This is a genomic window from Pleomorphomonas sp. PLEO, assembly GCF_041320595.1.
GTDB lineage: Bacteria > Pseudomonadota > Alphaproteobacteria > Rhizobiales > Pleomorphomonadaceae > Pleomorphomonas.
This window is the reverse complement of sequence record NZ_CP166625.1, coordinates 1,751,423-1,772,549: the sequence shown is the minus strand read 5'-3', so window position 1 is coordinate 1,772,549 and position 21,127 is coordinate 1,751,423. Positions and strand designations below refer to the sequence as shown.

Genomic DNA, 21,127 nt, shown 5'->3' with positions numbered 1-21,127 from the left:
TTTGTCGATTGGAGAAACCAGTTGAAGAAAGGCTGGCCGCACCCTTCCACCGCCGAAGGCACTGAGAGTCACCTTGCTCTCGCCTCAAGAGGCGCAATCTTCTACCCATGGGAACTGCAACAACGCTACTGCCTCGCAATGTCACATACTCATGCAGCCTTAAGTTGTTCACTTTGTCAAGAAAATATTTCCGAAGCGCGTCTAGGGGGCCCACGTTCCGATACGCGTTCGCATCGAAACACATTCCGTCTATTTGGCACGGATCGGGCGCATTCCGCCCCTCGGGGACGCGATGCTATGCTGGTACCGCCGCGCGCAACGGAGGATCATCCATGACAGATCGGAACTCGCCGTCCGCCCGGGTTGACGCCAAGCTCACCCAGTTCGGCGACGGACGGGGCGAAGCGCTGCAGCGCATGCGCGGTTTGATCCGCGAGGCGGACCCCAAGGCCGTCTCGGCTCAAGCGCACTTGCGCGGCTCCTGAAGGAGTGCAACGCCTAGGCAGGGGCGCGGCGTTTCGCCCTCCCCGCGCCGGAGGTCACGACGCGCCCCTCTCCGGCGCCCAGCCCGACAGTGCGCGGTGAAGGAAGGGACGCATGAAGTCCATGATCCTGCCGGCACTCGGCGCCCTGATCGCCCTCGGCCTTGCCTCGCCCTTGCACGCCGAGGACAAATCCACGACTATCTTCACCTGCTCGATCGGCAAGAAGACCGCTTCCGTGACGCTGGCCGACGGACGGCTCACCTATCACTACGGAACCGCCACCCACGACGAGCTGTCGATCGTCGGCATCCCCGCCTCGGGAAACGTCTTCCAGATGACCCAGCGGTTCGCCGGCATGGAGTACCAGCTGCGGTTCACCAACAGCGACCACAGCTACATCGTCTATACAAGCGAGGGCAGCGGCCGAGTGGGTGCCACGGCGACGTCCGGCCTGGTGGTGCTGCGGGGCACAGAGCGGATTTCCGACCGTGCCTGTGAGAGATACACGGAGTTCTCCATCCCCCTCGATGACCTCGGGATTCCCCAGGACACCGAGGGCTATTCGGCGATGTAGATGGCCCGCCCCGGTAGAGGTCCGGGGCGGGCTCGTCAGGCGCCGGCCGCCTCGAAAAACGGCTCCGGGCTGTCCGTCTCAATCAGTTTCCGGCCGTCGATCAGCCAGAAGCGATTGCCGGTGGCGCGCACGAAGCTGCGGTCGTGCGACACCAGCAGGCAGCTTGCGCCGTGGCCCAGCAGTTCGCTTTCAAGCGCTTCCTGTCCGTCGATGTCGAGATGGTTGGTCGGCTCGTCGAGCAGGTAGAAGTTCGGCTCCTTGAGCCGCAGCACCAGCAGCCCGAGCCGCGCCTTCTGCCCGCCAGACAGCTCCGCCACCGGTCGGGCCTGCATCTCGATGGTCATGCCGGCGCCGGCCAGCAGGGTACGGGCGCGCTGGTCGCCGACATCGAAGCGGTGGGTGATGGTGTCGTGCGGGCTCTGCCGGTCGTCGAGATCGGCGAGCGCCTGGTCGCCGTAACCCAGCACCAGGGAGGGCGTGGCCTTGATGCCGTCCACCGACACGGACGGATCGGCGATCGCCTGGCGCAGCATCAGCACAAGCCGGGTCTTGCCCGTGCCGTTGCGGCCGAGCAGCACGATCCGGTCGCCCTGGCAGATGAACTTCTTGCCCGTCCGGAACAACAGCGTGCCGTCCGGGGTGGTCACCACCGCGTCGTCCAGGCTCACCAGCACCTTGGCGTGGGTGCCTCGATTGGCGAGCCGGATGACGCCGGCCGACCGCTCGAGATGGGCGGGCTTGGCTGCGTCTTCCAGCTTCTCGGCCCGCTCCTTCAACTGCTTGGTCTTGACCACCAACAGGTCGCTGCCGGAATTGACGCCGATGTTCTTCAGCTTGGCCGCCTGCCGGCGCAACTGGTCGGCGGTCTTGATATCGCGGTCGTAGCGCCTGGCATCGGCCGCGTCCGCCTCGTCAAGCGCCAGCCGCGCCCGGCTGTAGGACAGGGCGAACACCTGGGAATTCTGTGGTCGCAGAAACAGCGTGCGGTTGCACACCGCGTCGAGGAAGGCGCGATCGTGGCTGGCCAGCAGCACCGGCATGTCGCGCGGCAAGGCGTTCAGCCAGCTCTCCAAGAGCGCGATCTTGGCGAGGTCGAGATGGTTGGTGGGCTCGTCGAGCAGCAGCACGTCCGGCTCGCTCACCCAGGCGCGGGCGATCAAGGCCAGCCGCTGCCAGCCGCCGCTCAACGCCTTGAGCGGCCGCTCGCGCAGCGCCTCCGGCACCTCCAGCCCGTCCAGAACAACGTCGGCGCGCCAGCTTTCGCTGTGGATGTGGTCGGCCGAGAGCGCGTCAAGCACCGCGTCGCGGAAGGTCGCCGCCATCAGCGCCGGCCGCGCATCCTGTTCCACCATGCCGATGGTCAGGCCGCGGGCGCGGGTGATCTCGCCCTCGGTGGGGTCGCAAGTCCCGATGATGCACTTCATCAAGGTGGATTTGCCGCGGCCGTTGGCGGCGACGATGCCGATGCGGTCGCCGGCATTGACGGTCAGATTCAGTGAGGAAAACAGCGGGCTGGTAAAGGTCACGCCGAGATTGCGCAGGTTGAGAAGGCTCATGTCAGGTCTCTGGTCTTGAAGCCAGCACCAGGGCATCGCGGGCGCGCGGCCGATGCGATGCGTGATGCGCGGCGGATGGGAGATCGCAGCGGGCACGAGCGAAAGGCTCGGCGCTACGGCTCACAAAGGGCAGACCAGGAGATGATCGAGAAAAGGCCTCTGGTCAGCCCTGCAAACACATTTGCAGGGCAGAGACGGGACCATATGTCCGGTGTGACCGGATATGAAAAGCATGCATGTGACCCCTCCTTTCTCCTCAAGCACAGGGTCTGAATATCACCGCTTTTTTCTCAGCGCAATCAGAGGTGGCCACGGCCAACACGGCCACGAGCGGACTGTCGTTCTGCCACCAGCCGAAAGCGACCACGCTCGGGTGGTGCTCCAGCCGATCGAGCGGAGAAATATCGATCCTAAAGATATCGAATATCAATCTCGCAAGCTCAAGCAGCCCCGCTTTTGAGTGAGCGTAGTCGGATCGAGAATGAAGCTCTTGCAAGACAGCCCGTGTCGCGTCGCAAATGAAGACGGAAAGATATACCAAGCGTGAGGCACGAGAAGAGCCCGCCCTCACCCAAACAGCCTCACCCGATAATAAATCTTCTCCTGCTCCGCCCGATCCGAAGCATGTGCCCCCACATGAACCACTTCCCCGCCCACCCTCTCGATCACCACCTTTGAGGCCACGTTCTCCACGTTGCACAGGATCTGAAGCTCCCTCAGCCCCTTGGCTCCCGCGAGTTCCATCAGCGCCCTGAGCGCCGCCGTCGCGTAGCCCCTGCCCTGCTTCCACGGAACCACCGAATAGCCCACGTGGCCCGGAACGCTGTCGGGCACCGCGCCGGTGGCGGGCACGTAGCGCAGGTCGGCCTTGCCGGCGAATTCGCCGTCGGAGATCCAGAGCGCGTGGTTGATCAGCGCCGTTGGCGAGGGGGCTTGCCCCGGCGTCGGGTGCCCCAGGATCTTGTCGAGATAGCCGATCCGGTCTTTCCGGAGATCGCTGAGTTCGGCCTCGACATAGGCGGCATCACCCATGCGTCTCGGGTCCGGCGACCATCCCCTGGCGAGCGCGTCCTCATAGCCGCCGAGCCCTTCGAGCGTCGGCGTCACGAGAACCGGGACCTTCGCGGATGTCATCATTCGTGTTGCCCCATGGCTGCTGCGGCCGGGCGGACGCGGCCGAACGCGCGGCAGCGATCCGACCGGCATCGAACGCCAGATAGGGCCGTAAGGTCAACGGATGTCGGAAGGAAATAGCATAAGAAGCGGGGAGCCTTACGAGCCCCTCGCCCTTTTCGATCCGAGGCCCTTACCCCATCACGTGCTTGCCAAGATCCAGGCACCGGTTCGAATAGCCCCATTCGTTGTCGTACCAGGCGATCAGCTTGGTCAGGCCTTCCGAGGTCTGCATGCCGGCTTTCACGTCGAAGATCGAGCTGTGCGGGTTGCCCGTGAGGTCGGTGGAAACCACCGGGTCGTCGCACCATTGCAGGATGCCGCGATAGGCGCCGGAGGCCGCCTCGCGGATCGCTTCGGAGATCTCGGCGTAGGACACCTTGGTGCGAAGGCGACAGGTGAGGTCGACCATGGAAACGTCGGCCACCGGCACGCGCACCGCCATGCCGTTGATGCGGCCGTTCAGCTCGGGGATCACCTTGCCCACCATGCGCGCCGCGCCGGTGGTGGCGGGAATGATGTTGCCCAATATGCCACGCCCGAAGCGCCAGTCCTTGCGCGCCACGCCGTCGACCGGGTTCTGGCTGGCGGTGACCGCGTGCACGGTCAGCATCAGCGCCTCTTCAAGGCCGTAGAGGTCGTGCATCAGCTTGGCGAGTGGCGCCACGCAGTTGGTGGTACACGACGCGTTGGAGACGATCGCCTGCCCATCATAGCGCGTGGCGTTGACGCCCATCACGAACACCGGCGTGTCGTCCTTGGGCGGCGCCGACAGCACCACCTTCTTGGCGCCGGCCTTGATGTGGCCCTCGGCCGTCTCGGTGGTGAGGAAGCGCCCGGTGGAGTCGATCACCAGATCGACGCCAGCGTTGCCCCAACCGATGGCGGCCGGTTCCTTTTCCTCGAAGGCCACCACCTTGCGGCCGTCGACCAGAAGCGCGCCTGTTTCGGTTGCCACCTCGCCGGCAAAGGCGCCGTGCACGCTGTCGTATTTCAGGAGATAGGCGAGATGGTCGATCGGCAACAGGTCGTTCACCGCCACCACTTCCAGATCGTCGCGCCCCTCGGCGGCGCGGAAAACCATACGGCCGATGCGGCCGAAGCCATTGATGCCGATGCGAATTTTGTCAGCCATTTTCGATCTCCATTTTTCCTCTCACATTTTCATACTAGATCGCATAAAATGGAGCAGCAATTCATTTCTTGCGAAGCGGTACAAAATGAAAAGTAAACCCACCCGGGGCCGGCCCAGGGAGTATGACCCGCAAGAAGCGCTGGCAGCGGCGCTCGGCGAATTCCGGCGGCGCGGCTACACAGCGACCTCACTCGACCACCTGTCGGACGCCACGAAGATGGCGCGGCCGAGCCTTTACGCCGCCTTCGGCAACAAGCTGGAGATCTACCGCCAGGCCGTGAGGCACTATTCGGAACAATCGGCCGAGCGGCGGCGGCGCGCCCTGTTCGAGGAGCCATCGCTGCAAAAGGGCCTCAGCGACTATTTCGACGAGATCATCGCCGCCTATCATTCCAACGACGGCGAACCGCTCGGCTGCCCGGTGCTCAGCGTCATCTCCGGCGAAGCCGCCGCCGACCCCGAGATCGGCGCCGAACTGGCCGCCGCCGTCGGCAAGACCGATGCCCTGTTCCTGAAACGGATGACGATCGCCGCCGACGCCGGCGACATCCCACCGGGTGCCGATGTTCAGGGCTTCGCCGCCATGCTCGCCGCGCTGCAACACTCGCTGGCGCTCAGAGCCCGCGCCGGCACGCCAAGGCCGGAGTTGCTCGCCATCGCCCACGCCCATGTGGCGCTGGTGCTGAAGGCGGCGGGACATGCGTGAGAGTTTGGAGGGGTTGGCGGAGCCTTATAAAAGCCCCTTGCCCCTTTCGGTCCGAGATCCCCCGCCTGCGCGGAGGATGACAATCTATCTATTTGTTTTTATTATATAAATTACCAGTCATCCTCTGCGAAGGCAGAGGACCTCAGGCAGGATGATACGAGCGGATCGTATAGGGCGGCCTCCTTGCATCATACCCGGCTCGACACCAACGACAACGACAACGACACCCGATCTGATTGAATCAACGGACTATGCAAACCTGAATTTGTTTGGTTCATAGGTTGCCGCTGCGGGGGAAGCCGTGGATATGGCAGCCGTGGGGATCAAGTTCGGGGGAAAGTTCGTGGCTAAACTCGGTTTCACCGGCTTTGCGCTGGCCGGCTGTCTCGCGCTGACATCGTGCAACACGACGGGCGGCATTCACCTTGCGTCCGCCTTCGATTATCCGGAAGCCAAGACTTACATGAGTTGCTTCATCGATCACGCGAGGAAGCGGGCTATTTCCAACAAAAAGCAGTTGGAAAACGAGGGTATCGATTCCGTACTCATCGACACCTATGGCGACTGCGAGCCGATCCAGAAGGAGTTCGATGCGCACGCCAGGGCGAATGGCTTGTCCGATACCAAGATTGTCGACCTTTCAATAGAACTTCGAACGAAAGCTTCGGACCTCGCCTGGGACGAGATTGCTCGTATCCGTCTGGCGCAGCTCAAGGCCGAGGGCAAAGTCCGCTGACGCGTGCGCCGCGGCGGATATGGCGACCGTGGGGATCAAATTCGGGGGAATTTTCGTGGCTAAACTCGGTATCACCGGCTTTGCGTTGGCCGGCTGCCTCGCTCTGACATCGTGCGTTACGTCGCCCAGAATCCAACTGGCTTCGGCCTCCAAATATCCGGAAGCCCAGACCTACGTGGACTGCGCCGTCGATCACGCGCGAAAGCGGGCTTTTGACAACAAGGAATGGTTCAAGAACGACGACCTGGATGTGCCGATCCTTGCAGGCATGCGGGACTGCGAGGCAGAAGCATTGTTGTTCCAGATGCGCGCCAGGGCGGATGGCATGCCCGTTTCCAAAGTCGATGACTTTTCAATAGAACTTGGCAAGAAGATCTGGCGCCTCGCCTGGGACGAGGTTGTTCGTGTCCGCATGGAACGGCTCAAGGCCATGGGCGCAATCCGCTGACGCGGGGTGCGGAAGGGCCAAATGGGGGAGCACTATTTTGAGCCCATCGCCCCTTTCGGCCCGAGGTCCTGCGCCTGAAGCGCAGGATGACAACTTACGGGAAGCCACGCGAGCGGCTATGCATTTGTTTCATATATATAAAACTGTCTTCCTCCGCGAAGGCGGGGAACCTCGGGCAGGATGAAACTCATCGGCCTATATAGAACTCCACCACCCGCTTGCGCGACATCGTCCGCCATGCATGATTGAGCCGCGAGCAACGGAGCCCCCATGTTCGATATCCGACAGGCAACGCGCGACGACCTCCCGGCCATCGTCGGCCTGCTCGCCGACGACGATCTCGGCAGCGCCCGCGAGGACACCGGCACCCCGCTCAACCCCGGCTACCTCACAGCCTTCGAGGCCATCGCCCGCGACCCCAATCAGTTGCTCGTCGTCGCCGATGACCACGGAGCGGTGGTCGGCTGCCTGCAGATCACCTTCATCCCCGGCCTGTCGCGCAAGGGAGCGTGGCGCGGCCAGATCGAAAGCGTGCGCGTCGCCAGTCAGCGCCGGAGCGCCGGCATCGGCCGCGTGCTGATCGAATGGGCCATCGCCAAGTGCCGCGATCGCGGCTGCGGCTCGGCGCAGCTCACCTCCGACAAAAGCCGCGCCCGCGCCCACGCCTTCTATGCCCGGCTGGGGTTCGTTGCCAGCCACGAGGGCATGAAGCTGAAGCTCTAGTGGTTCGACTCCGACATTTGCATCCGCTTGATATAGGCCTCGGAGCAAATGTCGGAGTCATAAGAACCACTAGCAAGTTATTGTTTCTAGTGGAGCTTTTGAATTTTACATTTGACCGCGAGCTTTATGTCAGGCGGGACTCAAATGTCAAATTCGCTCCACTAGGGCTTAGCTGGCTGACAGAAGATTTACTCTGCCGGAGAGTGTTCCAAGAGACCGGTCGGAAATTCGCTCCGGCGAGTCGGCTGGCGTGACTTTCGAGAACCGGAGCGGACTTTCTGTCCGTGAGCACGGCAAGCACAGAAAGTCGCGTCAGACGGCCGCCGGAATAGAATTTATAACGGTCTCTAAACTCCCGGCCACATGCCGCCATCAAGCCTCAGGTTGGCGCCTGTGATGTAGCTGGCGCGCGGGCTCGCCAGGAATGCGATGGCATCGGCGATCTCCTCCAGCGTGCCGACCCGCCCCATCGGCACGTCGGCGAACATCGGCAGCACCGCCGTCTGAACCTCCGCCCAGGGCGCGTTTGCCGCCAGGCCCTGCCCCGCCGCCGCCTTGCGGAAGGCCTCGTCGAGCCGGTCGCTATGGATGGTGCCGGGCGAGACGGTGTTCACGGTGATGCCGTCCTTCGCCACCGCCTTGGCCAGCGAGGCGGTCATGGCGATCATCGCCGCCTTGGCCGCTCCATAGTCCGGTCGGCCGGCCGGCGGCATCACCCCCGCCAGGCTGGCGATATTGATCACCCGCCCCCATTTCGTCCGGCGCATGGCCGGCAGCAGGCCGGCCGTCACCCGGACCGCCGCCAGCACGTTGCGGTCGTAGCTGGCCGCCCAGGTGTCCGTCCGCGTCGTCGTCCAGTCCTCCGGCGGGCCGGAGCCGCCGGCGTTGTTGACGAGGATATCGACCTTGCCGGTGAAAGCCTGTGCCGCCGCCACCAGCCGCTCCACCTCATCGTCCCTGGTCAGATCGCCGATCACCGCGTGGGCGCGCCCGCCCTTGGCGATGATATCCTCCGCGACGGCCTCGGTTTTTGCCATGTCGCGGCCGTGGACGATGACGATCGCCCCCTCGCGGGCCAGCCCACGGGCGATCGCCGCGCCGATGCCCTTGCCGCTGCCGGTGACCAGAGCCACCTTGCCATCGAGTTCCAGATCCATCGCCCGATCCTCATGTTATTCCAGGGAACCGCATAGGAGACCACACCGATGACCGAGGCAATTACGCACCTGAAAGTGCCCATGGAGGAGCAGCGGCTTTGCCTTGGTCCCGATGGATCGGTGGCCCACGTCAGCCACGTGCTGGCCACGATCGGTGGCAGGTGGAAGCTGCCCATCCTGTTCCGCCTGTTCGCCCAGCCCGCATGGCGCCCATCGCAGCTGCTGCGCGACATCGACGGCATCTCGCAAAAGATGCTGACGCAGCATCTGCGCGACCTTGAGGCCGACGGCCTGATCGCCCGCCACGACTTCGGCGAGCAGCCGCCGCATGTCGAATACACGCTGACCGACGCCGGACGAGACCTGATGCCGGCGCTGATGGCCGTGCGAGATTTCGCCCGTCGCCATCAGTCATAGCGGGCAAGGCCATTGATGTTGCCAGGCCGCCGTGCAATTAAGGTGAGTGTTATTTCTATATTTTATTGGAAAAACCAATGATCAATCGAATTTATTTCTTGGGTCTTCTCCCCGTTCTCGGGATCTTCAACATGTCTATTCTCTCGGGAACGGCCAATGCCGAGGGCGCCATCAGCGCCGGTATTTACAAGGACGGCAAGCTGCTGATCGAGGAGCCGGCCGCCGACGAACCATCAAGCAAGCCAGCCACCAACCCCGACAGCAAGGACAGCAAGCCGTCGGGCCATCACCGCGGCGATTCCATCGACGATGGCCACGAGGGCGGCTGAGCCAAAGCCCGCTTCCCTCACTTCACTTCGATGCGCCCAAGCGGCTGCGCTTCCGCCGCCAGCGCCGCGCAAGCGTCCTGCCAGGATTGGTCGCCCGGCGTCAGTTCGGAACGCAGGAAAGCCGTGGTCATGCGCGCCACCAGCGCCACCCGGTCGGGGTTTTCATCCGTCGTCTCGGCGACGCCGTAGCCGGAAATGCCGCCGAGCAGATGCTCGCCGCCGAACAGGGTCAGCAGCCCTCGGCCGCCGGGGCTGAGGTGAAACGGATCGGCGAACCAGTCGGGGCCGCGTACCGTCAGCGGCGAGCGGTCGGCATCGCCCGCCACCACCAGCGTCGGCGTGCGCAGGCTGTCAAAGCTCGAATTGATATAGGGCGTGTGCGCGCGGGCAAAGGCGCTGAGGTCGTCGCCCCCCCGCCCGGCAGTGGCAAGCAGCACGCCTGCCTTGATGCGATCATCGGAAAAATCCTCGCCGGCTTCGCCGTCGGCGCCGATCATCCGCGCGCCCAGCAGAAACCCAGCGGTTTGCCCGCCAAAGGAATGCCCCGCCACCGCGACGCGCGTGAGATCGGCCCGCCCCGCCAATCCCGGAACCGCGCCCACCAGCCAGTCGAGGCGATCGAGGCAGAGTTTCAGGTCCATCACCCGCTGGCGCCAGATCAGCGGCCGTCGCGGGTCGTCCTCGGCAAGCTTCAGGCGCCGGGAATCGAGATGGGTCGGCTGGATCACCACAAAGCCGGCCGCCGCCCAGGCGTCAGCCAGCGGCGCGTAGCCGTCCCGCGACGAGCCGTAGCCGTGCGACAGCAGGATCACCGGCAGATCGCCACCGGCCACGGGCGCCGAAACCCGAATGTCGAGATCAACGCCACGACCGGGCATCGCGAGCATCATCGGCGCCACGCCGATCACCGCCGCGCGGTTTGGGTTCGCCCCTTGCACATGCACCATGGAATACTCCTTCTCCGGCCCCAACCATCGCTTGGAGACAGTCACTATTGTTGACTTGCTCTAGCTATGTGACCTAAGAAGCCCTGCCAAGAACGCATTTTTTGAGGACCAGGTCAGATGGATATGACCGAGACGCTCGACGTCCTGTCGAGCTGCACCGGCGTCACCGACATCCTGAAGCGGGTCGGCGACAAGTGGACCGTGCAAGTCATCGTGGCGCTGGTCGATCGGCCGCGCCGCTTCAACGAGCTGAAGCGGCACGTCGGCGGTGTTTCGCAGCAGATGCTGACGCGCACGCTGAAGACGCTGGAGCGCGACGGCGTCATCGAGCGGCGCGTCTTCGACACCACGCCGCCCCAAGTGGAATACGAGCTGACCGCCTTCGGCCGTTCGCTGGCCGACCCGGTGCGGCAACTGGCCGAATGGGCCGTGCGCCACCGGTCCACCATCCACGACAATCGGCTGCGCTACGACGCGAAACGCTGAAGCGGGCGCTTAGAGCATCGTCCGACCGGAGTGAAACGAGGATCGATAAGATGATGCTTCCAAACCAAGAACTTAGAGCGCCGATCTGATTCAATCAGATCGAATAGCGTTCTAAGGCGCCGCGGCGGTCAGCTGCTTCAGCCAGTCGACAAACCGGCTGGTCCGGCCGCCCTTCGTCTCCGTCCGGTCCACCACCTTGACCACGACCATGTGCTTTGCGGGGATGACGGCGATTTCCTGCCCGCCGAAGCCGGAGGCGAGCGCCGCGCCGGGGCCGAACACGTCGGGGTTCAGCGTCCACCACAGATAGCCGTAGCCCATGCTGCCGTGATCGGTGTGAGAATAGGCGGTGGTGGCCTCCTTCACCCACGACGCCGGCACCACCTGCCGCTCGCCCCAGCGGCCGCCATTAAGGAACAATTGCCCGAACCGCGCCAGGTCGCGGGCGGTCATGGTGAAGGGATAGGCCGGATGGATCGACGCCTTTTCAAGGACATAGCTGCCATCGGCCACCGAGAAATCCTCCATGCCGATCGGCGTGGCGATGCGCTGGGCAAAGCTGACGAAAATGTCCTCGCCGGTCCGCTGCCGGTAGATGGTGCCGAGGGCGTTGAAGTCCCAGTTGTTGTAGAACCAGAAGGTGCCGGGGGCGTGGCTGCCGCGCACCGGCCGCTTGCGGCGGATGTCGGCGGTTTCATGGGCGGCCTTGTGATAGACGCCGGAGCGCGCCATCAACAGATCGCGCACCGTCGCCTGCTTCTCGGTGGCGGTGAGAGCCGGCGGCTTGTCGTCGATGCCGAGATCGCCAAGCGTGCTGGTCAGATCGATCCGCCCCTCGGAGATGGCTATCCCGTAAAGCGCGCTGAGGAGGCTCTTGCGCACGGAGGCGACATTCACCTTGCGGGTCACGTCGCCCCAACTGGCGACCACCTTGCCATCACGCACCACCATCAGGGCCGTGGCATTGAGACCGACAACCTCATCGCGCGCCGCGTTCAGTTTCTCGGCCGACCACCCCGCCGACGCGGGATCGACGCTCTGCCAGGGCTCGGCCTCGGCGCCGCCGGCCACGACGCTCATCAACAGACAAAGGACGGCAACGACACGACGCATGATGAGGGACCTCGGAAGCGATCGCAGGAAGCCGATTTACGACCGTCAAATGCGGCATCAGCGCGGCGCCTCACCAGAGCGGCGGAGCGCCCCTCAACGGATAGCGCCGGCACCACTTTCGGCAGCCTCGAAAATCCCTATAGGTTGAGCCTCCAGGATTCGAGAGGGACACCCATGAGCGGTTCATCGACGCTGTTTGCCATGGCCGCCGATCAGGAATACGGCCCGGCGCTCCGTTCGCGCATTGCGCCGGTGATGATCGGCGTCGGCCCGGTCGAGGCCGCCGTCAACCTCACCGCCGAACTCAGCGCCCGCGCCCATCGCGGCGAGTTGCCCAAGCTGGTAGTCAGCCTCGGCTCGGCCGGTTCGCGCACGCTCGATCACTGCGAGGTCTACCAGGTGGCCTCGATCGCCTATCGCGACATCGACGCCTCCCCCTCGGCTTTGCCAAGGGCACCACGCCGCTGCTCGACCTGCCGGCCGTCGTGCCGCTGCCGCTGCGCATTCCCGGCGTGCCGGAGGCCAGCCTGTCCACCGGCGGCAACGTGGTCTCCGGCGCCAACTACGACCTGATCGACCAGGACATGGTCGACATGGAAACCTTCGCCGTCTGGCGCGCCTGCCAGAAATTCGGCCTCCCCCTGATCGGCCTGCGCGGCATCTCCGACGGCAAGGCCGAGGTCACCGAGTTCAGCCACTGGACCGAGTATCTCCACATCCTCGACGAAAAACTCGCCACCCTCGTCGACCGGATCCTGGCGGGGGATGTAGTGGATCAGGCGGGATAAAGCGATTGGCCGGCATGCCAGCCGAGACAAGCAATGTGCCTCGGTCGCGCCAGTCCTTAACCCGTCACTCCCCCAGCAACATCGCGATGATATCGGCCTTCATATTGGCAACACTGACTTTTTCGCCGCCCAAATCATTGAAAAACGAGTCATCCTTCAGAATGCTTCGAAAGGTCCGCGACAATATGTGAGGCTGCGCGGCCTTTTTTATCGTTCCGGCCTGCTGCCCTTGGTTGATCAGGTCCGCCAATCTTTCGGTAAGCTTGCTTTCAGCGGCCAGAACATCGTCATGGCCGAAAAAAGCCAGGGCTCCCGTGAAAGACGGCTCGCCATCCAGCCCAGACTGATTGTCGATGGCCCATTCGATCATCGCCCGCGCCGCCTCGCCGGGTGGCAGGACCGCCGCGAATGCCTCGACACGCGCCAGGGCCTTTTCCAAGCCCGACACGATCACCCGCACGGCAAGCGCTTCCTTGCTGGCGAAGTGGCCATAGAAGGTCGGCTTTGAAATGCCGACGGCGCCGATGACGTCATCGATCGTCGTTCCCTCATAGCCCTTCTGAACGAAGAGATGCCCGGCCGCCTCGATCAGCGCCGCCTCGCGCAGCAGCACCTGTTGCTTCTTGAACGAATGTTTTTCCGGCGCTTTGCGCTCACTGACAGGCTGCGGCATATCGTCCCTTGAAACTTTACTCACAGTAAGATAAATGAACTGACGGTAAGTGCAATAGGAATCCCTTCCGCCTCGTCGGTTTCCGCGGCCACTTCCCTCATGGAGAGTTCAAAACATGGCATCTCTACGGTCCTGGAAATTAGTGCTCCTCGCAAGCCTGTTCGCAGGCGGCTCCGTGGGACTGGCGCACGCCGCCAAGTCCGCCGCCCCCGACGCGGCCGCGCCGCTCTCGACACCGGCCGGCGTGGGCGCCCTTGTCGATGCGCAAAAGGATCTGCCCTTCAAGAAGGATTTTGCCGTCAATTCCTGGTTCATCACCGGACACGTCAAGACCGAAGGGCATACGCTGAGCTATCTTTACCACGTGATGATCACGCCAAGCCCCGACGGCAAGCCGATCATTCAATCGGTGACCTCGATCACCGACGAGACGACAGGCTGGTATCGCGCCGGCGACATCGTCCTGCCCTACACCGGACAGGGGGCAAGCGCCGACGGCCTGAACTTCACGTTCGACAACGGCGAAATGCGGGGCACCCGCGACGCGCTCCACGTGAAGGCGATGCTGAAGGACGCCTCGCTGGATGTTCAGATGCATCCGACCAGCCCGACGCTGTACAACGGCGGCACCGGCATGTTCCCGCTGCTGGGCATGGTCATTCAGGAATATTCGGTGCCGGTCCTGAAAGCGACCGGCACGATCACCATCGAAGGCAAGAGCTATAAGGTCGACGGCGACTGCTGGTTCGACCGTCAGTGGCAGAATCCGGCGGTCGCCGGCTCACCGATGGCGAAATGGAGCTGGATGGGCCTCCATCTCGACAACGGCGACGCCATCAGCCTGTGGTCGGCCTTCGATGGAGCGATCGGCAAGAACCGGGCCTGGGCGACGATCCTTCACCATGACGGCTCGCAAACCGTCACCGCCGTGGAACCGAGCCTGGGCGCGACGGACGAGTGGACCAGCCCACAGAGCGGCAATCGCTACCCGACACGCTGGTCGGTGAGCATTCCCGCGTTGAACGCCAAGCTCGGCGTCGTCCCCGCGCCCCGCCAACAGGAAATCATTTCCGTCGCCCCCTACCTCACCAAGTATGAGGGCGCCAGCAAGGTCTCGGGCACCTATGGCGGAAAGCCGATCAAAGGCTTCGGCTATGTCGAACTCATCGGTGCCTGGAAATAGACGTCTGGCCCCGGCGCGGGCGGCGCCACCGCCGGGGCCGGTTCTGGCTTTCGCATCTGCCTCCAGACTCGTCAGACCTCGGCGTCGCAGCCGGCAACCGGCGCATCGAAGTCGCGGTCCGGCCCGACGGGGACGATGCCGGTCGGATTGAGCCAGGGATGGCTGCCGTAGTAGTGCTTCTTGATGTGCTCGAAATCGACGGTCGGGCGGATGGCGGGGTGTTGGTAGAGCGCGCGCGTAGTGCGCCAGAGCGCCGGATAGTCGACGAGCGCCCGCCGATTGCATTTGAAGTGGCCGAAATAGACCGGATCGAACCGCACGAGCGTGGTGAACAAGCGGATGTCGGCTTCGGTCAGTTGCTCGCCGACCAGGAACCGCCGGTTCGTCAGTCGTTCTTCCAACCAGTCCATCGTCGCGAAGACGTCTGCCACGGCGGACTCGTAGGCGGACTGCGTGGTGGCGAAGCCGGCGCGATAGACGCCGTTGTTGAGGTTGGCATAGACCCGCGCGTTGACGGCGTCGATCTCATCGCGCAGCGCCGATGGATAGTAATCGCCCTCGGCCGCGCCCACCCGATCGAAGGCGCTATTGAACATGCGGATGATGTCGGCGGATTCGTTGGAGACGATCTTTCGCGTCGCCTTGTCCCACAGCACCGGCACGGTGACGCGCGAGGTGCAGGCCGGTTCGCCCAGCGTATAGAGCTGGTGCAGCCATTCAACGCCGTTCACCGTGTCCGGCACGACGCCGGGGCCTGAGTAGAACGACCAGCCATCCTCGCCCATCAGCCAGTGCACGACCGAAAGGCCGATGATCCCTTCGAGGCCTTTCAGCCTGCGCATGATCAGGGTGCGGTGCGCCCAGGGGCAGGCGAGCGACACATAGAGGTGGTAGCGGCCGGATTCGGCGGGAAAGGTGGTAATACCATCGCCCTTGCCGTCGACGATCCAGTTGCGAAACACCGACGGAGGGCGCCGCAATTCCCCGTCTTTCACCTCGGTCTCGATACCGTTGCGCTGCCACAGACCGTCTACGAGCTCACCCATCGGCTATCTCCAGACAAAAATATGGCCCGCGCACACCGCGCGGACCATAACAAGCAATTGGTGGCTTAATGGCCGATGATCAAGCGGCGAGCGCTTCGATCTGGGCCTTGGCCTCGGCGATCGCGGCGGCCTTCGGCTCGTCACCGAGGCTGAGGCCCTCGGCGCGGATGATCGTCACGTCGGTCAGGCCGATGAAGCCGAGCACGCCGCGCAGATAGGTCTCGTGATGCTCGAGCGCGGCGGCCGGGCTGTCGCCGGTGTAGACGCCGCCACGGGTCGAGGCGATGATCACCTTCTTGCCCTTCGGCAGCAGGCCCTCTGGGCCGTTCGCCGTGTAATGGAAGGTGCGACCGGCAACGCAGACGCGGTCGATCCAGGCCTTGAGCTGCGAGGGAACCGAGAAATTATACATCGGGGCGCCGATGACGATGACGTCGGCGGCGAACAGATCGTCGGCATAGGCTCCGCCGACCGCGATGTCCTCGCCCAACGCCGGGCTGTTCACCGCGCCGCCCTGGAACACGGCCAAATGCGCGTCGGACAGATGGAAAGCGGCGTCGACGACGAGGTCGCGGCGGATCACCCGCGCGCCGGGGTGAAGGGCCTGCTGCTTGGCGACGATGTCGGCGGTGAGCGTGCGGCTGACGGAATAGCCGCCGAGGATGCTGGAATCGATATGCAGGATCGTCGTCATGGGAAGAGTCTCCGAACCGCCTGCGCGAGGCGTCGTTTCGTTGCGGGTGAAAAGTTTTTTGAGGGCGTTGAACATGCCCTCGTAATAGTCATGATTACCAATACAGGAGTAGCCAGTATTTTTTTATGCTATCCATCGGGAATACCGATGGATTGGAGTTGCCATGCTGGACGGAATATCCCTGGATCAGTTGCGAACTTTCCTGGCGGCGGTGGACGAGGGCAGCTTTTCGGCGGCTGGCCGGCACCTGTCGCGCACCCAATCGGCCGTCAGCGAGGCGATTTCCACCCTGGAAACGCACCTGGGGGTGCGCCTGTTCGACCGTAGCAACCGCTATCCCCAACTGACGGGCGAAGGCCGCGCCCTGCTCGCCGATGCGCGCGAGGTGTTGTCCTCCGTCGATGGCATGAAGGCGCGCGCCAAGGGCATGGCCAGCGGCATCGAGCCCGAGCTGGCCGTCGTGGTCGACGTGTTCTTTCCCATCGAGGTGCTGGCGCTGGTCGCGCAGGAGTTCCGGCTGCGGTTTCCGGGAACGCCTTTGCGGCTCTATGTCGAGGCGCTGGGCGCCACCGTCGAGCCTGTCCTCGATGGGCGCGTGAGTTTCAGCATTTCGGGTTCCTTACCGTTGTTGCCCGATGGGCTCGGCAGCGAGCGCCTGACCAGCGTGAGCTTCTTGATCGTTGCCGCGGCCTCCCACCCGTTGGCGGCTTGGCAGGGTGTCATTCCAAAGGCGGAACTGGCGCGGCATATCCAGTTGGTCTTGACGGATCGGTCCAAACTCACCGCCGAGCGTGAGTTTGGCGTCATGTCCCCCTCCACTTGGCGCTTGGCCGATCTTTTCGCCAAGCACGCCTTCCTGTTGAACGGACTGGGATGGGGCGGCATGCCCAGCCATACCGTCCAGGCGGACCTCGACGCCGGTCGGCTCAAGGAGCTCAGCATTGAGGACGCCCCGGCGGGCGGGCTCGCTTTCCCCATGCTGGCCGTCTATCGAGCCGACGATCCGCCGGGACCGGCGGGCCGCTGGATGATCGAGCAGCTCAAACACTGTCGGGAGCATCGGGAATAGACCGGGCCTCGGCGCGACGGACGAAAGGAGCCGCCGAGCACGGCAAGCGCGGCTGAGGTGCCAGCATCACGGCGTTGGATTTGAAGATCGCGCTTCCTCAAGAAGCCAATTTGCGAAGACCTGGATTGGACCCTCACTCAACCGGATCGGCTCCGGCAGGATGAGGCAGAAGGTCTTGGAGATCGACTGCCCCTCGGGCCAGGGCGCGACCAATCGACCGTCCGCCAACTCGGTTTCGATATAAAGGCGCGGCACCAGCGCAACCCCGAGACCGGCCAACGCGGCTTCGATTTGCATCAAGTGAAGATCGTAACGGGCGCCAACGGCGGGATTGGTCAGCACGATCCCGGTCTCCTGCGCATAGCGCTGCCAGGCGTCCGGGTTCTGGCGTCGATGAAGGCGCGGCAGTTCGTCCAATGAGGCTGGCCCTTTGCCACCGCCAAGCAGGCCCGGATGGCAAACCGGAACCAGCGTCTCGCGCAGCAGTCGGTGCGTTCTCATGCCCGTCCATGCCGGATGCTCGAAATGGATCGCCGCGTCGAAGCCGCTGCCGGCAAGCACAAAAGGCTCCATGCGCTCGGCAAGATGCACGATGATATTGGGGTGCATCTCATGAAATCGCGCCAGCCGGGGAATGAGCCAGCGCACGGCAAAGGTCGGAATGGTGGCGATGTCGAGGCTGGCGCCGTCGCTGGGCTGGCCCATCAGATATTGGCTGTCACGCTCCAGCCGGTCGAGTGACTCGCGCACCTGAACCGCATACCGCTCGCCATTCGGTAACAGCCTGACACGATTGCCGACCCGCTCGAACAGCGTGACGCCGAGGAAGGCTTCCAGTCGGCCGATCTGGCGGCTGATCGCTCCTTCGGTCAGGGCCAGCTCGTCGGCGGCGCGCGCAAAGCTGCCGTGACGCGCCGAGGCCTCGAACGCCATCAGCGCGGAATGGCTGGGAATCTTGCGGCGCATGAGCGGCCCTCGCTGTGAGGATGCGGCATCCGATCCGCCGCCACCTTGATATTAGGTCACTGAAGCATGACCCAATATCGATATATAGGCGGATACCGGCAGCCTACCATGAGAAAATATCAACGAGAAACATGGCCGGGCGCTCCGCGCTCGCGGCCAAGGGTGATGCCATGATCTATACGGTGGAATGCAGCTTTGCCGATCCCGGCAGCGAAGCGGAATGGAACGACTTTTACAGCCGGGACAAGCTGCCGGCCCTCATTTCCGTCAGCGGGTTCCATACCTCGCAGCGTTTCAGGGCGTTGAGCCCTGGCTGCCCCGTCTATCTCGCCCTTCATTCGATTGATGGCCTCGATATTCTGACAGGCGAGGAATACCGCCAAAAGGGCGGCGGCAATTTCGCGCGCTGGCAACACCACATCACCGACTGGCACCGCAACCTCTATGACGGTCTTGAGCGCGCGCCGGCCATTGGCGAGGGCGAATATCTGGCATTGAGCGCAACCGGCCCCGAGCCGCTGATCCGGCTGGGCCTCACCCCTAGCGCGATGCACGCGGTCGCCATGGAAAAGGTCCCCGAATATCGCTGGCTCGCCAAGCTGGAGCGCGGCAAGACGCCCGACATCGACCATCTATCGGACGGCGTCCATGTCTATGCGCCGATGACGGCGCAATTGACGAGCGACGCTGCCCTCAGCAAGACACGGTAGGCCCCAATGCCGAATGTCACGATCTATATTCCGGCCGACAAGATGCCGCCGGACGAAGCCCTCGCCGAACTCACCGAGCAATGCAGCGACCTCTGCACGGGCGTTCTCCGGGCCGCCTTGGCGAATGTGCACATCGTCTATGTCGCCGTCCGCCACGGCCGGGGACACCCGGCCTTCGCGGAAATCCACTATCGCCTAGAACCCTTTCGCACGCCGCCGGTCATGCAGCGGTTCATGGAGGGGCTGGACGATGCCATAAGGCGGAACGCCGGCCTCACCGCGCGCATTCGCTGCTTTGGCTATCAAGCGTCGAGCCTCCACGCCCGCAATTGAGCCGACGCCCGGAGAACACCAATGCCCCCTCTCGCATTGCCCAGCCAACAAGTCGGTGACCTGACGATAAGCGCCGTCAGCGATGGCTATCTGCACGCCAGTTTCGACTTTCTCGCCAATATCGATCCGGCCGATGCCTGCCATATGCAGGAAACCGCCGGGATAACCGATCCCACCTCGATCCATATCAACGGCTACCTCGTGCGCGGAGGCGGCCGCGCGGTCCTGATCGACGCGGGCACCGGTGGCTTCAAGCAATGGGGTGGCCGATTGAAGAGCAACCTGTCGCTGGCCGGCATCCAGCCATCCGAGATCGACGCGATCTTGTTGACGCACGCCCATCCCGATCATGTCGGGGGGCTGATGGACGCTTCGGGAGAAACCGCCTTCCCCAATGCCGAGCTGGTCGTCCACCATCGGGAAGTCGCGTTCTGGCGCGATGATGGCAATCTGAACCGCGCGCCCGAGCGGGCCCGTGGCAACTTCCTTCTGGCGCGTCAGGTCTTCGAGGCCTATCGCGACAGACTGCGCACTTTTGAGGGCGGCGAGGTGCTTGCCGGATTGACCGCGATTCCGCTGCCGGGCCACACCGCCGGGCACACCGGCTATCGTCTCGACTCCGGCGGCCAGAACCTGCTGGTCTGGGGCGATATCGTCCATTTCCCCGAGATCCAGATTCCGCGCCCCGACGTGTCGATCGCCTTCGACCAGGATGCCCTTCTCGCAGCGGCAACCCGATCGAAGCTGCTGGATGTCGTGAGTTCGGAACGGCTGCCGATCGCCGGCATGCACCTCGGCGAACTCGGCTTCGCGCGTATCGAGAGAACGGGCGGAGGCTATGGCGTCGCTTATGAGCAATGCGTCGGAAGGTCCGCCGGCAATCGGCGGGGATAGAGCAGCTGTCGTGGGATAAATTCGCGCCATGGCGCGCAATCGGCGGGGCTTGTGGGCCACGCCCGATGATGATGAGAACTATATGTATGCTGTAGCCCTCTAGCACAGCACACCTTTAGTGATCGGCAGAACTCGAACGTGCGCTGTCCAATACCGCCTGGCCGGTCAAACGTAACGCTGCCTGCGCCACGAGGTGGGCGATACGGTCAGACAACTCCGGGTCCGATACGGCTCGAGCCAGCGTAACGCCTCCGCTCAACATGGCGAGCAGCACGATCGCCTGATCTTGTTGCGAACCGATGGGCGTGCCTGGGGCATCACTTTCCGGCAAACCTGCGGCGACCTCGTCGACGAGGCGCTTCAACTCCGCCGTATAAGCAGCGCGCGTATCGTCGTCGGCGCGCATCACGTCGGTGGACAGGCTCGGCAAGGCACAGCTTTCGCCGAGGTCGCAGGTCCTTTTGTACCCGAGATAGAATCCCACAAAGTTCGTCACCCAGTTGGTCCGGTCGCTGACTTTGAGCGCTGCAATCCCTTGCCGCAACTCTTCCAGCCCCGACAACACGGCGATGCGGAAGGCTTCGCTCTTGGATTTAAAGTGCCCATAGAAGGCGCCGTTCGTCACGCCAGCAGCCTTGGTCAGTGCTTCGATGCCACCGCCACCATAGCCTTCCTCCCGGAAAACCCGGCCCGCCGCCGCCACGATCTTGGATTTGGTCTCCTGTTTATGCTCCGGGCTGTAGCGCATAGCTGTCCCCATTAAGAGTGATCGCTCTTTATCTCTTG

At 63.6% G+C, this 21,127-nt stretch carries 25 protein-coding genes and 1 pseudogene; 15 read left to right on the top strand and 11 right to left on the bottom strand.

Features of this window, described 5'->3' with window-relative positions; genetic code table 11:
• Positions 1 to 332: 332 nt before the first annotated feature.
• Together AB6N07_RS08025 and AB6N07_RS08020 are read left to right on the top strand one after the other, a co-directional pair.
• On the top strand, positions 333 to 485 hold the full coding sequence (locus AB6N07_RS08025; protein ID WP_370677282.1) for a hypothetical protein: 153 nt from the start codon (positions 333 to 335) through the stop codon (positions 483 to 485).
• A 112-nt stretch (positions 486 to 597) separates the two neighbouring features.
• Positions 598 to 1,059 carry a hypothetical protein gene (locus AB6N07_RS08020; RefSeq protein WP_370677281.1) on the top strand — a complete coding sequence of 154 codons (462 nt, stop codon included), beginning with the start codon at positions 598 to 600 and terminating at the stop codon, positions 1,057 to 1,059.
• A gap of 35 nt (positions 1,060 to 1,094) precedes the next feature.
• Here the strand turns inward: AB6N07_RS08020 and AB6N07_RS08015 are convergent, their stop codons facing one another.
• From AB6N07_RS08015 to gap, 3 genes are all read right to left on the bottom strand, one after another.
• Positions 1,095 to 2,615: an ABC-F family ATP-binding cassette domain-containing protein gene (locus AB6N07_RS08015; RefSeq protein WP_370677280.1), complete on the bottom strand. Its 1,521-nt coding sequence runs from the start codon at positions 2,613 to 2,615 to the stop codon at positions 1,095 to 1,097.
• Between the two features lie 567 nt (positions 2,616 to 3,182).
• Positions 3,183 to 3,752: a GNAT family N-acetyltransferase gene (locus AB6N07_RS08010; RefSeq protein ID WP_370677279.1), complete on the bottom strand. Its 570-nt coding sequence runs from the start codon at positions 3,750 to 3,752 to the stop codon at positions 3,183 to 3,185.
• A gap of 169 nt (positions 3,753 to 3,921) precedes the next feature.
• Positions 3,922 to 4,923, bottom strand: coding sequence for a type I glyceraldehyde-3-phosphate dehydrogenase (gene gap / locus AB6N07_RS08005; protein WP_370677278.1), 1,002 nt, complete (start codon positions 4,921 to 4,923; stop codon positions 3,922 to 3,924).
• A gap of 85 nt (positions 4,924 to 5,008) precedes the next feature.
• Between gap and AB6N07_RS08000 the strand changes: the two genes are divergently transcribed.
• The 4 genes from AB6N07_RS08000 (at position 5,009) to AB6N07_RS07985 (ending at position 7,536) form a co-directional block, all read left to right on the top strand.
• A complete protein-coding gene (locus AB6N07_RS08000) occupies positions 5,009 to 5,629 on the top strand; it encodes a TetR/AcrR family transcriptional regulator (RefSeq protein WP_370677277.1) in 621 nt (206 codons plus the stop codon).
• Positions 5,630 to 5,936: 307 nt separating this feature from the next.
• Positions 5,937 to 6,365: a hypothetical protein gene (locus AB6N07_RS07995; RefSeq protein ID WP_370677276.1), complete on the top strand. Its 429-nt coding sequence runs from the start codon at positions 5,937 to 5,939 to the stop codon at positions 6,363 to 6,365.
• 19 nt (positions 6,366 to 6,384) lie between these two features.
• Positions 6,385 to 6,813 (top strand): hypothetical protein, encoded by a 429-nt coding sequence (locus AB6N07_RS07990; RefSeq protein WP_370677275.1) that lies wholly within the window; start codon positions 6,385 to 6,387, stop codon positions 6,811 to 6,813.
• 270 nt (positions 6,814 to 7,083) lie between these two features.
• Positions 7,084 to 7,536, top strand: a complete 453-nt coding sequence (locus AB6N07_RS07985) for an N-acetyltransferase family protein (RefSeq protein WP_370677274.1) — start codon at positions 7,084 to 7,086, stop codon at positions 7,534 to 7,536.
• A 347-nt stretch (positions 7,537 to 7,883) separates the two neighbouring features.
• On the opposite strand, the gene AB6N07_RS07980 is transcribed toward AB6N07_RS07985, so the two are convergent.
• The gene (locus AB6N07_RS07980; protein WP_370677273.1) at positions 7,884 to 8,693 is read right to left on the bottom strand and encodes an SDR family NAD(P)-dependent oxidoreductase; all 810 of its coding nucleotides are present in this window, start codon (positions 8,691 to 8,693) and stop codon (positions 7,884 to 7,886) included.
• A gap of 48 nt (positions 8,694 to 8,741) precedes the next feature.
• Here AB6N07_RS07980 and AB6N07_RS07975 point away from each other — a divergent pair, with 48 nt between their 5' ends.
• Entirely contained in the window at positions 8,742 to 9,110 is a 369-nt protein-coding gene (locus AB6N07_RS07975; protein ID WP_370677272.1) for a winged helix-turn-helix transcriptional regulator, read from the top strand.
• Between the two features lie 131 nt (positions 9,111 to 9,241).
• Positions 9,242 to 9,439, top strand: coding sequence for a hypothetical protein (locus AB6N07_RS07970; protein ID WP_370677271.1), 198 nt, complete (start codon positions 9,242 to 9,244; stop codon positions 9,437 to 9,439).
• Between the two features lie 17 nt (positions 9,440 to 9,456).
• On the opposite strand, the gene AB6N07_RS07965 is transcribed toward AB6N07_RS07970, so the two are convergent.
• Entirely contained in the window at positions 9,457 to 10,386 is a 930-nt protein-coding gene (locus AB6N07_RS07965; protein WP_370677270.1) for an alpha/beta hydrolase family protein, read from the bottom strand.
• A 117-nt stretch (positions 10,387 to 10,503) separates the two neighbouring features.
• Between AB6N07_RS07965 and AB6N07_RS07960 the strand changes: the two genes are divergently transcribed.
• Positions 10,504 to 10,872 carry a winged helix-turn-helix transcriptional regulator gene (locus AB6N07_RS07960; protein ID WP_370677269.1) on the top strand — a complete coding sequence of 123 codons (369 nt, stop codon included), beginning with the start codon at positions 10,504 to 10,506 and terminating at the stop codon, positions 10,870 to 10,872.
• 111 nt (positions 10,873 to 10,983) lie between these two features.
• Here AB6N07_RS07960 and AB6N07_RS07955 read toward each other — a convergent pair whose 3' ends face one another.
• Positions 10,984 to 11,985, bottom strand: coding sequence for a serine hydrolase domain-containing protein (locus AB6N07_RS07955; RefSeq protein WP_370677268.1), 1,002 nt, complete (start codon positions 11,983 to 11,985; stop codon positions 10,984 to 10,986).
• 174 nt (positions 11,986 to 12,159) lie between these two features.
• On the opposite strand from AB6N07_RS07955, the pseudogene AB6N07_RS07950 reads away from it, so the two are divergent.
• A pseudogene (locus AB6N07_RS07950) lies at positions 12,160 to 12,773 on the top strand (5'-methylthioadenosine/S-adenosylhomocysteine nucleosidase).
• A 64-nt stretch (positions 12,774 to 12,837) separates the two neighbouring features.
• On the opposite strand, the gene AB6N07_RS07945 reads toward AB6N07_RS07950, so the two are convergent.
• Positions 12,838 to 13,386, bottom strand: a complete 549-nt coding sequence (locus tag AB6N07_RS07945) for a TetR/AcrR family transcriptional regulator (RefSeq protein WP_370677267.1) — start codon at positions 13,384 to 13,386, stop codon at positions 12,838 to 12,840.
• 175 nt (positions 13,387 to 13,561) lie between these two features.
• On the opposite strand from AB6N07_RS07945, the gene AB6N07_RS07940 reads away from it, so the two are divergent.
• Positions 13,562 to 14,629, top strand: coding sequence for a lipocalin family protein (locus AB6N07_RS07940; RefSeq protein ID WP_370677266.1), 1,068 nt, complete (start codon positions 13,562 to 13,564; stop codon positions 14,627 to 14,629).
• A gap of 71 nt (positions 14,630 to 14,700) precedes the next feature.
• Here AB6N07_RS07940 and AB6N07_RS07935 read toward each other — a convergent pair whose 3' ends face one another.
• Together AB6N07_RS07935 and AB6N07_RS07930 are read right to left on the bottom strand one after the other, a co-directional pair.
• Positions 14,701 to 15,675, bottom strand: a complete 975-nt coding sequence (locus AB6N07_RS07935; protein WP_370677265.1) for a glutathione S-transferase family protein — start codon at positions 15,673 to 15,675, stop codon at positions 14,701 to 14,703.
• Between the two features lie 79 nt (positions 15,676 to 15,754).
• Complete coding sequence (locus tag AB6N07_RS07930) at positions 15,755 to 16,369, bottom strand: FMN-dependent NADH-azoreductase (RefSeq protein WP_370677264.1); 615 nt, start codon at positions 16,367 to 16,369, stop codon at positions 15,755 to 15,757.
• 163 nt (positions 16,370 to 16,532) lie between these two features.
• Here AB6N07_RS07930 and AB6N07_RS07925 point away from each other — a divergent pair, with 163 nt between their 5' ends.
• Positions 16,533 to 17,438, top strand: a complete 906-nt coding sequence (locus tag AB6N07_RS07925; protein WP_370677263.1) for a LysR family transcriptional regulator — start codon at positions 16,533 to 16,535, stop codon at positions 17,436 to 17,438.
• 66 nt (positions 17,439 to 17,504) lie between these two features.
• Here AB6N07_RS07925 and AB6N07_RS07920 read toward each other — a convergent pair whose 3' ends face one another.
• The gene (locus tag AB6N07_RS07920; protein WP_370677262.1) at positions 17,505 to 18,404 is read right to left on the bottom strand and encodes a LysR substrate-binding domain-containing protein; all 900 of its coding nucleotides are present in this window, start codon (positions 18,402 to 18,404) and stop codon (positions 17,505 to 17,507) included.
• Between the two features lie 131 nt (positions 18,405 to 18,535).
• Between AB6N07_RS07920 and AB6N07_RS07915 the strand changes: the two genes are divergently transcribed.
• The 3 genes from AB6N07_RS07915 to AB6N07_RS07905 are packed head-to-tail and all read left to right on the top strand — an operon-like array spanning position 18,536 to position 20,341.
• Positions 18,536 to 19,114, top strand: a complete 579-nt coding sequence (locus AB6N07_RS07915; protein WP_370677261.1) for a sugar ABC transporter — start codon at positions 18,536 to 18,538, stop codon at positions 19,112 to 19,114.
• Between the two features lie 6 nt (positions 19,115 to 19,120).
• Positions 19,121 to 19,447 (top strand): hypothetical protein, encoded by a 327-nt coding sequence (locus AB6N07_RS07910; protein ID WP_370677260.1) that lies wholly within the window; start codon positions 19,121 to 19,123, stop codon positions 19,445 to 19,447.
• Positions 19,448 to 19,468: 21 nt separating this feature from the next.
• Positions 19,469 to 20,341, top strand: a complete 873-nt coding sequence (locus tag AB6N07_RS07905) for an MBL fold metallo-hydrolase (protein ID WP_370677259.1) — start codon at positions 19,469 to 19,471, stop codon at positions 20,339 to 20,341.
• Between the two features lie 115 nt (positions 20,342 to 20,456).
• Here the strand turns inward: AB6N07_RS07905 and AB6N07_RS07900 are convergent, their stop codons facing one another.
• Positions 20,457 to 21,089 carry a TetR/AcrR family transcriptional regulator gene (locus AB6N07_RS07900; protein WP_370677258.1) on the bottom strand — a complete coding sequence of 211 codons (633 nt, stop codon included), beginning with the start codon at positions 21,087 to 21,089 and terminating at the stop codon, positions 20,457 to 20,459.
• Positions 21,090 to 21,127: the final 38 nt, after the last annotated feature.